The sequence below is a fragment of the Jannaschia formosa genome (assembly GCF_003340555.1).
In the GTDB taxonomy this organism is placed as follows: Bacteria; Pseudomonadota; Alphaproteobacteria; order Rhodobacterales; family Rhodobacteraceae; genus Jannaschia; species Jannaschia formosa.
In genome coordinates, this window is sequence record NZ_QPLJ01000003.1 from 227,508 (window position 1) to 241,470 (window position 13,963).

The following is a 13,963-nucleotide window of genomic DNA, read 5'->3' on the forward strand; positions in this document are numbered from 1 at the left end:
TGAAAGTGCAAGGCAAGAAAAAGGGCCCCGCGTGGGGGCCCTTTCCGTCTCATGTCGTCCGGCTCAGTTCTGCCAGGACTGGATCAGCTCGTCGTAGTCGACGGTCTGCGGCTCTTCCTCGCCCTCGATCATGGGCTTGGGCGCGCCCGGCTGCTCGAGCCAGTACTCGCGGTCCCGCTCCTCGTTGAGGACAGGGCCCAGGTCACCCTGGACACCGGCACGCTCGAGCCGCGCCATCACGTCCTCCATGTCGGCGCAGAGCTGGTCGAGCGCCGCCTGGGTGGTCTTGGCGCCCGACATCGCATCACCGATGTTCTGCCACCAGAGCTGCGCGAGGCGCGGGTAGTCGGGCACGTTCGTCCCGGTGGGCGACCACTGCACCCGCGCGGGCGAGCGGTAGAACTCGACCAGGCCGCCGAGCCGCGGGGCGCGGTCGGTGAAGTGGTCGCTGTCGATGGTGGACTCGCGGATGAAGGTCAGGCCCACGTCCGACTTCTTCAGGTCCACCGTCTTCGAGGTGACGAACTGCGCGTAGAGCCATGCGGCCTTGGCGCGGTCCACGGGGGTCGACTGCATCAGCGTCCAGGAACCCACGTCCTGGTAGCCGACCTTCATGCCCTCTTCCCAGTACTTGCCGTGCGGCGAGGGGGCGAGGCGCCACTTGGGCGTGCCGTCCTCGTTCATCACGGCCGGGCTGTCGACGAGCGGCGCGACGAAGGTCGTGTACATGAACATCTGCTGCGCGATGTTGCCCTGTCCCGGGACCGGTCCGGCCTCCGAGAAGGTCATGCCGGCGGCCGAGGGGGGCGAGTAGTTCTGCAGCCACTCGATCGCCTTGTCGACGGCGTAGACGGCCGCGGGCGAGTTCGTGGCGCCGCCACGGTCGACGCAGGCGCCGACGGGACGGGACTCCTCGTTGACGCGGATGCCCCACTCGTCGACGGGCAGGCCGTTGGGCTCGCCCGTGTCTCCCATGCCGGCCATCGACATCCATGCGTCGGTGTAGCGCCAGCCGAGCGAGGGATCCTTCTTGCCGTAGTCCATGTTCCCGAAGACGCCGGTCGCAGGCGAGCCCTCGATATAGCTCATGTCACGGCCGGTGAAGAACTCGGCGATGTCCTCGTAGGCCGACCAGGTGACCGGGACGCCCAGCGGGTAGCCATAGGCCGCCTCGAAGTCCTCCATGGTCTTCGCGTCGGTGAACCAGTCGTAGCGGAACCAGTAGAGGTTCGCGAACTGCTGGTCGGGCAGCTGGTAGAGCTTGCCGTCCGGGCCGGTCGTGAAGTCGAGCCCGATGAAATCGTCGAGGTCGAGCGTCGGCGAGGTGACGTCGGCGCCTTCGCCGGCCATCCAGTCGGTCAGGTTGCGCGCCTGCTGATAGCGCCAGTGGGTGCCGATCAGGTCGCTGTCGTTCACATAGGCGTCGTAGATGTTCTCGCCCGACTGCATCTGGGTCTGCAGCCGCTCGACCACGTCGCCCTCGCCGATCAGGTCGTGGGTGACGTTGATGCCGGTGATCGCCGTGAAGGCGGGGGCGAGCACCTGGGACTCGTATTCATGCGTCGTGATCGTCTCGGAGACGACCGAAATGTCCATCCCCTGGAAGGGCTGGGCGGCGTCGATGAACCACTGCATCTCGGCCTCCTGCTCCTCACGGGTCAGGACGGACATGTCGCCGATCTCGGCGTCGAGGAATTCCCTCGCCGCCTCCATGTCGGCGAAGGCGGGGCCGGTCAGGCCCACCATCACCGCCGTGGTCGTCATCATCAGTCTTCTCATGTCTTTCCTCCCTGGAAGATCATTGGTTCTGGTCGTCACACCCAGCGGAACACCGCTGCGGCGTAGATCGCGCACAGCCCGAGCGCCCACCATTGCGGCAGGTCCGTCAGCCCGAGCCAGGCGAGATTGATGAAGGCGGAGCCCAGCAGCGTGATAAACAGCCGGTCGCCCCGCGTTGTCTCGATCCCGAGCACGCCCTGGCGCGGCGTCTCGGGGAAGCGGATCGCAAGCACGGTCATGGTGACGAGCAGGCTCGCGATCACGAGGAAGAAGGCGGCAGTGGGCCAGGTCCAGGCCATCCAGTCAAGCATCGCGCGTCTCCCCCGTTTCGTCATCGCCGGGCTCGACCAGGCGATCCACCGCCGAACCCGCACAGACCACCGCACCGGAAAGTGACCGGGTCCGAACCGGCCATGACACGTCGGTCAGCGGCAGATTCCAGGCCAGAGGTCGTGCCAGTCCGGGTTCGACGCCTCGATCAGCGCGAGCTTCCAGTCGCGCTTCCACTTCTTGAGGTTCTTCTCGCGCTGGAGCGCTGCCCTCGGCTCCGCATGCTCCTCGAACCAGACCAGCCTCGTCACCCCGTAGCGCGCCGTGAAGCTGGATGGCAGGACGTGCTCGCGATGCTCCCAGACGCGCCGCACCAGATCGTTGGTCACGCCGATATAGAGCGTCCCGTTCGGCTGGCTGGCGAGGATGTAGGTCCACATGGCGTGCGCAGGCTTCGAGGTGGATGGCCGGGTCGAGCCCGGCCACGACGCGCAGGGAAAGGTTAACAGACCGTTCCATCACACCCGCCCCAACGCGAAGCCCTTCGCGATGTAGTTCCGCACGAACCAGATCACGAGCGCCCCCGGCACGATTGTCAGTACCCCGGCCGCGGCCAGTACGCCCCAGTCGATCCCGCTCGCTCCTTGCGTCCGCGTCATCGTCGCGGCGATGGGCTTGGCATCGACGCTCGTCAGGGTGCGCGACAGCAGCAGCTCCACCCAGGAGAACATGAAGGCGAAGAAGGCGGCCACGCCGACCCCGCTCGCGATCAGCGGCAGGAAGATCTTCACGAAGAAGCGCGGGAAGGAATAGCCGTCGATATAGGCGGTCTCGTCGATCTCCTTCGGGACGCCGCGCATGAAGCCCTCCAGGATCCAGACCGCCAGCGGCACGTTGAACAGGCAATGCGCCAGCGCCACCGCGATATGCGTGTCGAAGAGCTGGACCGAGGAATAGAGCTGGAAGAACGGCAGCGCGAAGACGGCAGGCGGGGCCATGCGGTTCGTCAGCAGCCAGAAGAACAGGTGCTTGTCGCCCATGAAGTGATAGCGCGAGAAGGCATAGGCCGCAGGCAGGGCCACCGTCAGCGTGATCGCCACGTTCATCGTCACGTAGATGAGCGAGTTGATGTAGCCCGAATACCAGGACGGATCCGTCAGGATCGTCTCGTAATTCGCGAAGGTCAGGTCCCGCGGCCAGAGCGTCAGGCTACCGAGGATCTCGGCATTGGTCTTCAGCGACATGTTCAGCAGCCAGTAGAGCGGCAGCATCAGGAACAGCAGATATAGCCCCATCACCACCGCCGAGCCCTTGATCGGCAGCTTGCGCCGCGCCGCGACCGGCGCGTCGGTGACGCGGCCGGGGATCGAGGCCGCGCCGGGGGCGGAGGTCGTCGTGTCAGTCATGCCCCGTCCCTTTTGTCCATGTTCGTCATCACAGTGTAGAAGACCCAGGATATCAGCAGGATCACAAGGAAGTACATGATCGAGAAGGCCGCCGCGGGTCCGAGGTCGAACTGCCCCAGCGCCATCTTCACGAGGTCGATCGACAGGAAGGTGGTCGAGTTGCCCGGCCCGCCTCCGGTGACGACGAAGGGCTCCGTATAGATCATGAAGCTGTCCATGAAGCGCAACAGGATCGCGATCATCAGCACGCCCGCCATCTTCGGAAGCTCGATATAGCGGAACACGGCCCAGCGGCTCGCCTGGTCGATCTTGGCGGCCTGGTAGTAGGCGTCCGGGATCGACTGGAGCCCCGCATAAGCCAGCAGCGCCACAAGCGAAGTCCAGTGCCAGACATCCATCACGATGACCGTGGCCCAGGCGGCGTAGAAGTTCTGGGTATAGTTATAGTCGATCCCGATGGCGTCGAGCGTGTAGCCCAGCAGGCCGATATCGACCCGGCCGAAGATCTGCCAGATCGTGCCGACCACGTTCCAAGGGATCAGAAGCGGCAGCGACATCAGCACCAGGCAGAAGGACGCCCAGAAGCCGGATTTCGGCATGTTGAGGGCGACGAAGATGCCCAGCGGGATCTCGATGGCAAGGATGATCGCCGAGAAGGCGAGCTGCCGCCAGAGCGCGGCCCACATCCGCTCCGATTCCAGCATCTCCTCGAACCATTCGAGGCCGGCCCAGAAGAACTCGTTGTTCCCGAAGCTGTCCTGGACCGAATAGTTGACCACCGTCATCAGCGGGATGATGGCCGAGAAGGCGACCAGCACCAGCACCGGCAGGACCAGGAACCAGGCCTTCTGGTTGACCGTCTTGTTCATGCCGCGGCTCCTTCCGGTGTCGTGGCGCGGGGCGCGACGCGCCAGCCGTCCGAGTAGATGTTCACCCCCTCGGGCGCGAAGGCCACCTGCGCGGCATCCGCCGGGATCGCCTCGCCCTCGGGCAGGATGACGTTGACCGGGCGCCCCAGCACCTCGGCCCGCACGATCTTGTGGCGCCCCACGTCCTCGACCCGGCGGATCGAGGCGGGCAGGCCGCCCGAGGCGACGAGACGGGTGAATTCGGGCCGAACGCCCAGCTCGACCTTGCCCGAGGGCCTGCCGAAGCCCTGCCCCAGCGCGATCTCGTGGCCGTCGATCACGGCGCGGTCGCCCTCGACCTGCGCCTCCAGCACGTTCATGCCGGGCGAGCCGATGAAATAGCCGACGAAGGTGTGCTCCGGCCGCTCGAACAGCTCCTGCGGGGTGCCCATCTGCACGACCCGGCCGTCATACATGACCACCACCTTGTCGGCGAAGGTCAGCGCTTCGGTCTGGTCGTGGGTGACGTAGATCATCGTGTGCCCGAACTGCTGGTGCAGGGACTTGAGCTGGGTCCGAAGCTCCCACTTCATGTGCGGGTCGATCACCGTCAGTGGCTCGTCGAACAGAAGCGCGTTCACGTCCTCGCGTACCATGCCGCGCCCGAGACTGATCTTCTGCTTGGCATCCGCCGTCAGCCCCTGCGCCTTGCGGTCGAGCACGTCCTCCATCCCGATCATGCCAGCGATCTCCTGGACGCGCTGCGCTATATACGACGCCTCGGCGCCGCGGTTGCGCAGCGGGAAGGCGAGATTCTGGCGCACCGTCATCGTGTCGTAGACGACGGGGAACTGGAACACCTGCGCGATGTTGCGCTGCGCCGTGGGCGCGTGGGTCACGTCCTTCCCGTCGAACAGGATGCGCCCCTGCGACGGCTGCAGCAGGCCCGAGATGATGTTGAGCAGCGTCGACTTCCCGCAGCCCGACGCGCCGAGCAGCGCATAGGCCTCGCCATCGACCCAGTCGTGGTCGAGCTGCTTGAGCGCATAGTCCTCCGGCCCGGACGGGTTGGGCGAGTAGGAATGCGCGAGATTGTCGAGCGTTATCTTCGCCATGGCTCAGGCCGCCTGCGCATAGGGGGCGGGGGCGATCAGGGCACCCCCGGCGTCGAAGAGATAGACATGGGCGGGATCGAGATAGACCTTCAGCGGGGCCCCCGTCCTGAGGTTGCGGACCCCGTGCACCAGCCCGACCCAGCGCTGTCCGGCATGGTCGAGATGGACGAAGGTCTCCGACCCGGTGATCTCGGTCACGGCGAGCCGCGTCTCGAATTCCAGCGCCCCGGGCGAGTGGGGCGAAAGCTCCAGGTGGTTGGGGCGGAAGCCCGCGCGGCAGCGGCCGTCCGCGGCACCCGCGGGGGCGGGGGCGCTCTGGCCGTCGCCGTAATCGACCGTGCCGCCGCGGACCGTCACGTCCAGGAAGTTCATCGGCGGATCGCTGAACACCCGCGCCGTCGTCGCGTCGACCGGCTGGCGGTAGACCGAGGGCGTCGGACCGAACTGCGTCACCCGCCCCTCCCACAGGGTCGCGACATTGCCGCCGAGCAGCAACGCCTCCTCGGGTTCGGTCGTGGCGTAGACGAAGATCGACCCGGCTTCCTGGAAGATGTTCGGGATCTCGGCGCGCAACTCCTCGCGCAGCTTGTAGTCCAGGTTCGCCAGCGGCTCGTCCAGCAGCACCAGCCCCGCATCCTTGACTAGCGCCCGCGCCAGCGCGCAGCGCTGCTGCTGCCCGCCCGACAGCGCCAGCGGCTTGCGGTCCAGCAGCGGCGTCAGGCGCATCAGGTCGGCGGCCTTGCGCACGGCGGCGTCGATCTCGTCCTTCGACTTGCCCAGCAGGCGCATCGGCGAGGCGATGTTGTCGTAGACTGTCATCGACGGATAGTTGATGAACTGCTGGTAGACCATGGCGACACCCCGGTCCTGGACCCGCATGCCCGTCACGTCCTTCCCCTGCCAGACGATCCGCCCGGTGCTCGGCACGTCGAGCCCGGCCATCAGCCGCATCAGCGAGGTCTTTCCGGACAGTGTCGGCCCCAGCAGGACGTTCATCGTCCCCCCATCCAGGGTCAGATCGGTCGGATGGACATGGACCTGGCCATCGACCGTCTTCGACACGCCGTCTAGCACGAGCGTCATGCGTCACCCCTCCCAGCGGGCGGCGCTCCCCGCACCGCCCTTCACTTGCCGCAATCGTGACTACCGGAAGCCCGCCTGTCAATCGAACTTTCGTTTTTTTTCCTTTTTTCTCCGCCGTCGCGGTCTGCCCTAGCCGCCTCCGGCACTGGAAAGCCCTTTAAACAAATGGAAAAAAGACGGTAATCTGACGAGTATCGCAATACTTGATGCGGCGTCGCCGGTGATGCTATGGTCCGTGGACGAAAACCGGAGGCGGTGGTTTGGCCACGAATTTTCGGAAAACGGAGATACTCGAACAGGCGCGACGGGACGGCAAGGTCCTGGTCGAGCAGCTGGCCCGCCGCTTCGACGTGACCGTCCAGACCATCCGCCGCGACCTGTCGGAGCTGTCGGACGTCGGCAAGCTGGAGCGCGTGCATGGCGGCGCCGTGATTCCCTCGGGCGTCGTCAACCTCGTCTACGAGGAGCGTCGCCGCATGAACGAAGAGGGCAAGCAGGCCATCGCCGCCGCCTGCGCCGCCGAGATTCCCTTCGGCTCCTCAATCTTCATGAACATCGGCACGACGACCGAATCCGTCGCCCGCGCGATGCGCGACCACGAGGACATCCTCGTCGTGACGAACAACCTCAACATCGCGAACATCCTGTCGGCCAACGTTCATTGCGAGATCGTGGTCGCGGGCGGCACGCTGCGCCGGGCCGATGGCGGGCTGATCGGCGGCTTCGCCGTCGACACGGTGAAGCAGTTCAAGTTCGACTACGCGGTCATCGGCTGCTCGGCCATCGACGAGGACGGCGACCTGCTCGACTTCGACGCGCAGGAGATCGTGGTGACGCAATCGGCAATGGCCCGGGCCCGCCGGGTCTTCGCCGTGGTCGACCACACCAAGCTCGACCGCAAGGCCCCAATCTCGACCTGCGCCCTGGCCGAGCTCGACACGCTCTTCACCGACACGCCCCTGCCGCAGACGCTGCGCGACATCGCCACGGCCCACGCGACCCGCCTCGTCGAGACCCGCTCGGCCTGACCGGCCCCCTCCCGGCCCGCCGCCTGCCGGACCCGCGCGGGCGACTTTGGCCCCGACTCAGCCCTGCGCCATGACCTCCACGGCCTCCGCCGTTCCCAGCATCAGCGGGCGGCCCCAGCGGGCGAGGTCCCCGTCCGGGGCACCGTCGAGGAAACCGTCCATCTCCGCCCAGCCCTCGGGCCCGCCGCAGCGCACCGTGCCGCCCGCGGCGCGGACCAGCGCGACGCCGCCCGCGACGTCCCAGACGTTCGGCGTCGCGAATCGTGCACCCGCCAGCAGCCCCGCCGCCACGAAGGCGCATTCGATGGCGGCCGATCCGGTCTTGCGCACGTCGAAGCCCGTGTCGGGCATGGCGGCAGGCTCGGGCAGGCCGATCAGGCGGCGGCGGATGCCCCGGGTCGCGGCGCGCGTGACCTCGGTGCCATCGAAGCGCAGGGGCCCGCCCGCGCGGGCCGAATAGACGCCCGGCCGCAGCCGGTGGCTGGTCGAGCACCAGAGCGCCCCGACCACCGGGCGCCCCCGCACCAGCAGGCCGATCGAGGCCGAGAACAGCGGCAGGCCGTTGATGAAGTTCGCCGTCCCGTCGACGGGATCGACGGCCCAGACATGGTCGTGATCGCGGCCGGGCCGGTCGTCCATCTCCTCGCCGATGATGTCGTGCTTCGGATGGGACGCGCCGATCCGGGCGCGCAGGATCTGCTCGACCGCCTCGTCCACCTCGGAGACGGGATCGCGCGTCGAGCCTTCGGCGCCCTTGTAGCCAACGCGCAGCGTCCGCCCGAGCGCCGCCTCGATCTCGGCCCCGGCGAGCCGGGCGAGCTCGGCGGCGAGGGTCTCGAAGCCGTCGAGCTCCGTTTCGGAAGGAAGGTCCGTCATGGGCTGATCTCCTCGATCTCTACCGCCTCGGCCAGCGCCTCGATATCGGCGCGCGTCCCCGTGCCGCGCCCGCGGCGCATCGCGTTGAGCCTGCCCGCCGCGGTGGCCAGCCGCAGCGTCGTAGCGCAGCGCATCCGCCAGCCCGCGCTTTAGAGCTCGTCGCTCTCGTGCCGGTCGAGCGTGGGAACGGGCACGCGCGCGATCTCCTCGTGCCTGCCGCTGCGGCGGTCGTCGACATGGCCGCCAGTGGCGCCGTGGATTGCGACCATCCGCAGGTCGAAATCCTCCTCGTCGTGGATCAGCGCCTGCACGATCCGGCCCGCTTCGCCGCCGACGGGGCCGGCCAGCATCGTCCTGCAGCCGAGCGCGGCGGTCATGCGCGCGACCCAGGCCCCCTGCCCGCCGGCGTGGAAATAGACCTCGTCCGAGCCGTCCGGGGCGCGCTCGATTGTCACCGTGAAGATCGGCCAGGGCGCGAAGACGCTGATCCGCTCGACGGCGGGGGAGGAGGCGGAGGGCATGCAGGACTCCTGTCGCTCTGCCGACAAGACGCATAGGCGGGCCGCCGGTTCCGCCTGTCGCCCCCCGCGCATGCGGCTCTCCGCCCGACGGCGCCGGACCCTGTCCCCGCGGAAGGCTTGCCGCGGCCGTCCCGTCCCGTTCATCCTCCGCCCCGCGAGGGGGCAGGGAGAGACGGGCGATGGACGCCGCGGGCCGCATCGGTGAGGGAAGGGCATGACCGTCGACGCCTTCGACCGCGCCGCGGCGCATCTGGAGGCGCTGACCCGCCGGCCGCCGCCCGAGGGTGCGCTGGCGGCCGGGATCGCGCGGATCGCGCCGGACGGAAGCCTGCGCGCGATGCTGACCGGGCGCGACGGTCCGGGCGGCCCGCCGGTCTCCGATCCCGGGCTGCGGCTGCGCGTCGCTTCCGTCACCAAGCTGGCGCTGGCCCGGACGGCGCTGGCGGCGGGGCTCGACCCCGGCACGCCGCTGGCGGAGCTGCTGCCCTGGCCGGACCCGGCCCTGCGCCTCGGCCACCTCCTGTCCCACAGGTCCGGCATCACCGACGGCGCGGGCTACGTCGCGCCGCCCCCGGCCGACGCCGTGGCGCTGGCGCAGGACTCCGCGGCCCGGTCGGGGCACCCGCCGGGAGGCGCCTTCCGCTACGCCAACCTCAACTACGTCCTCATCGGCATCGCACTGGAGCGGGCGACGGGCCGGAGGCTCGACCACCTGGTGGCGGAGCATGTACTGCGCCCCGCCGGGATCGGCGGCGGGCTCAACTGGGCGGGTGTGGCCGAGCGCGACCGGCGGCTCGCGCTCTGGCAATGGGAGGGCGGGCGCCACGTCCGGCAGGTCGACGGGCCGGAGGGCGACTGGAACGCGGACCTGATCTGGCGCGACGGCGAGGGCCTGGACCTCGCCGGCTGGCGTCCGGGCTGGGCGCCCTGGTTCTCGCCGCAGGGCGGCCTGCGCGCCTCGGTGCCGGAGCTTGCGCGCCTCGCCCGCTTCGCGCTGTCGGACGCGCCGGGCGCGCGCATGGCCAGGCCGGTCGCAGGCTTCGGCGACACGCCGGGGCTGGAAGCGGCGGGGCTCTTCCGCGAGGTCGGCCTCGGCGTCACGATCTACCGCGATCACCCGGAGATCGGCGGCGACCTCGCGGGCCATGCGGGACAGGCGCTCGGCGCCTCGACCGGGGCGTGGCTCGACCGTGCCACCGGGGCGGCCTGGGGCTATGCGATCCTCGGCTGGCCCGACTTCTCGGACGGGCTGGAGGAGGAACCCTTCTACCCGCCCGCCGAGCTTGAGATCATGCGAATCATCGCCCGAGGCTGACGCGAGTGGCGGCCGGCGGACACACGCTCCGGGCGAAAGCGACGCGAGGGCGCACTTGCCACGCCTGGCTTCCTGGCTAAGGCTGCGTGGATTGAGGCGAGCGGACGACAGAGCCGCCGCCCTTCACCAACACGGAGACGACCGATGTTCCGACGCAGCGCGCTGATGCTGTCCGCCGCCACGGCGATGGCGCTCACCCTTCCCGCAACCGCCGCCGAAGTGCCCGAGGGCACCAATCTGGCCGAGGAGCAGGTGTTCCGTTACCGTCTGCTCGACCAGTTCCCGACGCTCGACCCGCAGCTCAACGAGGAGACGGCCGGCTCCCACGTGATCCGCCAGCTCTTCGAGGGGCTGATGAACCAGGACGCGCAGGGCAACCTCGTTCCGGGCGTGGCCACCGGCTTCGAGGCCTCCGAGGGCAACACCGTCTACACCTTCACCCTGCGCGACGACGCGCGCTGGTCGAACGGCGAGCCGGTCACGGCGCAGGACTTCGTCTATGCCTGGCGCCGCGCCGCCGACCCGGCCACCGCCTCGCCCTACCAGTGGTATGTCGAGCTGACGCAGATCGAGAACGCCGCCGAGATCGTGGCCGGCGAGATGGACCCGTCCGAGCTGGGCGTGGAGGCGGTGGACAACAAGACGCTGCGCGTCACGCTGACCAACCCGCTGCCCTACTTCCCGGCGATGACCACCTACGCGACCCTGTTCCCCGCGCCGCAGGCGACCATCGAGGAGCATGGCGACGACTGGACCGACCCCGCGAACATGGTCAGCAACGGCGCCTACGTCCTCGACAGCCTCTCGCTCAACGAGACGTTCACGCTGACGAAGAACCCCGAGTACTGGGACGCCGAGAACGTCGTGATCGATCGCGTCGAGGGCTACGTCGTCAACGACAGCAACCAGTCGCTGACCCGCTACGAGGCCGGCGAGTACGACATGCTGGAGCCCCTGCCGGCCGGCGCCTACCCGCGCCTCGAGGAAGAGCGCCCGGACGAGGCCCACTCCGTGCCGCGGCTCTGCTCCTACTACTATCCGATCAACTTCCGCGAGGGCGACGACGTCCCCGAGGCGCTGCGCGACCCGAACGTGCGCCGCGCGCTGTCGCTCGCCGTCGATCGCGACGTGATCGTCGACCAGGTGCTGCAGGGCGGCCAGCGGCCGGCCTACAACTTCACCCACTGGGCGACCGCCGGGTTCGAGCTGCCGGAGATGGACATGGCCTCGATGACCCAGGCCGAGCGCGACGCCGAGGCCCAGCGCCTCTGGGAAGAGGCGGGCTCGCCCGACCTCGACCTGCGGCTGATCTACAACACCTCCGACGAGCACCGGCAGATCGCCACGGTCGTCAGCCAGATGTGGAAGCAGAAGCTGGGCGTCGACACGGAGCTGTCGAACTCCGAATGGGCCGTCTACCTCGAGAAGCGCCGCGAGGGCGGCTTCGACCTGGCCCGCTCGGCCTGGTGCGGGGACTACAACGAGGCCTCGACCTTCCTCGACCTGATGACCACGCCGCACGGCTCGAACGACGGCAAGTTCTCGAACGCCCGCTACGACGAGCTGATGGCCCAGTCGAAGACCGCCGAGGACCCGCAGCCGCTCTATACCGAGGCGGAGCAGATCATCGCCGACGAGGTCGCCATGATCCCGATCTACCACTATGCCAACACGTTCCTCCTGAACCCCGAGATCAAGGGCTTCCCGATGGAGAACGTGGAGAACAACTGGTACGTCAAGGACTTCTACCGGGTCGCCGAGGAGTGATCCGAGGCCATGAGAACCGGTGCGCGCCTTCGGGCGCGCACCGGCGCCGCCGGCTTCGGCAAGCGGCGCCCCTGACGGGAGGGACCCCCGAATGACCGCCTTCCTGATCCGCCGCCTGCTGATCGCGATCCCCACGATCCTGTTCCTGATCGTGCTCTCCTTCGTGCTGATGGAGGTCGCCCCCGGCTCCCCCTTCGACAGCGAGCGCGGCGTGCCGCAATACGTGCTCGACAACCTCGAGGCCAAGTACGGGCTCGACCGCCCGCCCTGGGAGCGGCTGGGCCTCTATGTCTGGAACATCGTCACCGATTTCGACTTCGGCCCGACCTTCACCTATCGCGACCGCACGGTGAACGACATCATCGCGCAGGGCTTCCCGGTCACGCTGACCTACGGCTTCTGGTCGGGCATCGCCGCGATGGCGGTGGGCATCCCGCTGGGCATCGTCGCAGCCCTGAAGCAGAACAGCTGGATCGACACGCTGGCCGTGGGCTTCAGCGTCGGCGCGCAGGTGCTGCCGAACTTCGTCATGGCGCCGATCCTGGTGCTGGTCTTCACGCTCTGGCTCGGCTGGCTGCCCGGCGGCGGCTGGGGCGGGGGGCAGTGGAACTACCTCGTGCTGCCGGTCATCGCGCTCTCGACCTCCTACATGGCCTCCATCGCCCGCCTGACGCGGTCGTCGATGCTGGAGGTGCTGAACGCGCCCTTCATCCGCACCGCCCGGGCCAAGGGCCTGCCGATGCGCCGCGTCGTCTGGCGCCACGCGCTCAAGCCCGCGATGCTGCCCGTGATCTCCTATCTCGGGCCGACCTTCGCCTTCCTCATCACCGGCTCGGTGCTGATCGACGTGTTCTTCTCGACCGGCGGGATCGGGCAGTTCTTCGTCGCCGCAGCACTCGGCCGCGACTACGCGATCATCATGGGGGTCACGATCCTCTACGGCGTGATCGTGGTCGCGCTGAACCTCCTCGTCGACCTGCTCTATGCCTGGATCGACCCGAAGATCCGGTACGCCTGATGCTGACCCGCCGCGCAACCAGGGCGTTCATCTCGCCCCCCTCCGACCCCACGCCCGAAGTCGCGGTCAAGGGCCGCTCGCTCTGGGCCGACGCGGGCGCGCGTTTCGCGCGCAACCGCGCGGCCGTGGCGGGCGCGGTGGTGCTGGCGCTGCTCTGCGTCTTCGCCTTCCTCGGCGGCCTGATCTCTCCCTGGGACAACGAGACCATCGACTGGGGCATGCTGGGCCAGGTCAGCACCGTCGGCGGCCCCTCGCTCGAGACCGGGCACTGGTTCGGCGTCGACGAGACCGGCCGCGACCTCTACGCGCGCACGGTGCAGGGCACCCGCATCAGCCTCGCCGTGGGCATCATCGGCGCGCTCGTCGCGGTAGGGATCGGGACCGTCTGGGGCGCGGTCGCCGGCTATGTCGGCAGCCGGGTCGACAACGTGATGATGCGGCTCGTCGACGTGATGATCGCGGTCCCCTACATGTTCGTCCTGATCCTGCTGATGGTCGTGTTCGAACGCTCGGTCATCATGCTCTTTGTCGGCGTCGGCCTGATCTCCTGGCTCGACATGGCGCGGATCGTGCGCGGCCAGACGTTGACGCTGAAGAACCGGGAATTCGTCGAGGCCGCCATCGCCACCGGCGTGCGCACGCCCACCATCATCGCCCGCCACATCGTGCCGAACCTGCTCGGCATCGTCGTCGTCTACGCCACGCTTCTGGTCCCCTCGATGATCCTCTTCGAAAGCTTCGTGAGCTTCCTCGGCCTCGGCGTGCAGGAGCCGCAGACCTCGCTCGGCGCGCTGATCGCCCAAGGCGCGTCCCAGATGCGCAACGACGTGCCCTGGATGCTGGGCTTCCCGCTCGCCATCTTCGTCATCCTGCTCTTCGCGCTGTTCTTCGTGGGCGACGGGCTGCGCGACGCGCTCGACCCGAAGGACCGCTGACC

General features: G+C 68.5%; 15 protein-coding genes. 5 read left to right on the top strand and 10 right to left on the bottom strand.

Annotation, left to right across the window (positions count from 1 at the left end; all coding sequences use genetic code 11):
• Positions 1-63: 63 nt before the first annotated feature.
• From DR046_RS05470 to DR046_RS05500, 7 genes are all read right to left on the bottom strand, one after another.
• Positions 64-1,779: an ABC transporter substrate-binding protein gene (locus tag DR046_RS05470; RefSeq protein WP_209313548.1), complete on the bottom strand. Its 1,716-nt coding sequence runs from the start codon at positions 1,777-1,779 to the stop codon at positions 64-66.
• Between the two features lie 35 nt (positions 1,780-1,814).
• Positions 1,815-2,090 (bottom strand): DUF2160 domain-containing protein, encoded by a 276-nt coding sequence (locus tag DR046_RS05475; RefSeq protein WP_115380786.1) that lies wholly within the window; start codon positions 2,088-2,090, stop codon positions 1,815-1,817.
• Between the two features lie 114 nt (positions 2,091-2,204).
• Positions 2,205-2,489, bottom strand: a complete 285-nt coding sequence (locus DR046_RS05480) for a GIY-YIG nuclease family protein (protein ID WP_115380788.1) — start codon at positions 2,487-2,489, stop codon at positions 2,205-2,207.
• A gap of 78 nt (positions 2,490-2,567) precedes the next feature.
• Entirely contained in the window at positions 2,568-3,455 is an 888-nt protein-coding gene (locus DR046_RS05485; RefSeq protein ID WP_209313549.1) for a carbohydrate ABC transporter permease, read from the bottom strand.
• The gene (locus DR046_RS05490) at positions 3,452-4,324 is read right to left on the bottom strand and encodes a carbohydrate ABC transporter permease (protein ID WP_115380789.1); all 873 of its coding nucleotides are present in this window, start codon (positions 4,322-4,324) and stop codon (positions 3,452-3,454) included. Before DR046_RS05490 ends, DR046_RS05485 begins: the two co-directional genes overlap by 4 nt.
• A complete protein-coding gene (locus DR046_RS05495) occupies positions 4,321-5,418 on the bottom strand; it encodes an ABC transporter ATP-binding protein (RefSeq protein WP_115380790.1) in 1,098 nt (365 codons plus the stop codon). The genes DR046_RS05490 and DR046_RS05495 overlap by 4 nt, the downstream gene beginning before the upstream one ends.
• 3 nt (positions 5,419-5,421) lie before the next feature.
• A complete protein-coding gene (locus DR046_RS05500; protein WP_115380791.1) occupies positions 5,422-6,501 on the bottom strand; it encodes an ABC transporter ATP-binding protein in 1,080 nt (359 codons plus the stop codon).
• 260 nt (positions 6,502-6,761) lie between these two features.
• On the opposite strand from DR046_RS05500, the gene DR046_RS05505 reads away from it, so the two are divergent.
• Positions 6,762-7,529 carry a DeoR/GlpR family DNA-binding transcription regulator gene (locus tag DR046_RS05505; RefSeq protein ID WP_115380792.1) on the top strand — a complete coding sequence of 256 codons (768 nt, stop codon included), beginning with the start codon at positions 6,762-6,764 and terminating at the stop codon, positions 7,527-7,529.
• Between the two features lie 57 nt (positions 7,530-7,586).
• On the opposite strand, the gene DR046_RS05510 is transcribed toward DR046_RS05505, so the two are convergent.
• From DR046_RS05510 to DR046_RS05515, 3 genes are read right to left on the bottom strand one after another with little or no spacing between them, the layout of a single operon-like run.
• On the bottom strand, positions 7,587-8,405 hold the full coding sequence (locus DR046_RS05510) for an inositol monophosphatase family protein (RefSeq protein ID WP_115380793.1): 819 nt from the start codon (positions 8,403-8,405) through the stop codon (positions 7,587-7,589).
• The gene (locus DR046_RS23520; protein ID WP_167766909.1) at positions 8,402-8,539 is read right to left on the bottom strand and encodes a hypothetical protein; all 138 of its coding nucleotides are present in this window, start codon (positions 8,537-8,539) and stop codon (positions 8,402-8,404) included. The genes DR046_RS05510 and DR046_RS23520 overlap by 4 nt, the downstream gene beginning before the upstream one ends.
• 15 nt (positions 8,540-8,554) lie before the next feature.
• Positions 8,555-8,926, bottom strand: coding sequence for a 1-phosphofructokinase family hexose kinase (locus DR046_RS05515; RefSeq protein ID WP_115380794.1), 372 nt, complete (start codon positions 8,924-8,926; stop codon positions 8,555-8,557).
• A 214-nt stretch (positions 8,927-9,140) separates the two neighbouring features.
• Between DR046_RS05515 and DR046_RS05520 the strand changes: the two genes are divergently transcribed.
• From DR046_RS05520 to DR046_RS05535, 4 genes are all read left to right on the top strand, one after another.
• Positions 9,141-10,241 carry a serine hydrolase domain-containing protein gene (locus tag DR046_RS05520; protein ID WP_115380795.1) on the top strand — a complete coding sequence of 367 codons (1,101 nt, stop codon included), beginning with the start codon at positions 9,141-9,143 and terminating at the stop codon, positions 10,239-10,241.
• 144 nt (positions 10,242-10,385) lie between these two features.
• On the top strand, positions 10,386-12,008 hold the full coding sequence (locus DR046_RS05525) for a peptide ABC transporter substrate-binding protein (RefSeq protein WP_115380796.1): 1,623 nt from the start codon (positions 10,386-10,388) through the stop codon (positions 12,006-12,008).
• 91 nt (positions 12,009-12,099) lie between these two features.
• Complete coding sequence (locus DR046_RS05530) at positions 12,100-13,026, top strand: ABC transporter permease subunit (protein WP_115380797.1); 927 nt, start codon at positions 12,100-12,102, stop codon at positions 13,024-13,026.
• The gene (locus tag DR046_RS05535; RefSeq protein ID WP_115380798.1) at positions 13,026-13,961 is read left to right on the top strand and encodes an ABC transporter permease subunit; all 936 of its coding nucleotides are present in this window, start codon (positions 13,026-13,028) and stop codon (positions 13,959-13,961) included. The genes DR046_RS05530 and DR046_RS05535 overlap by 1 nt, the downstream gene beginning before the upstream one ends.
• The last annotated feature ends 2 nt before the right edge of the window (positions 13,962-13,963 follow it).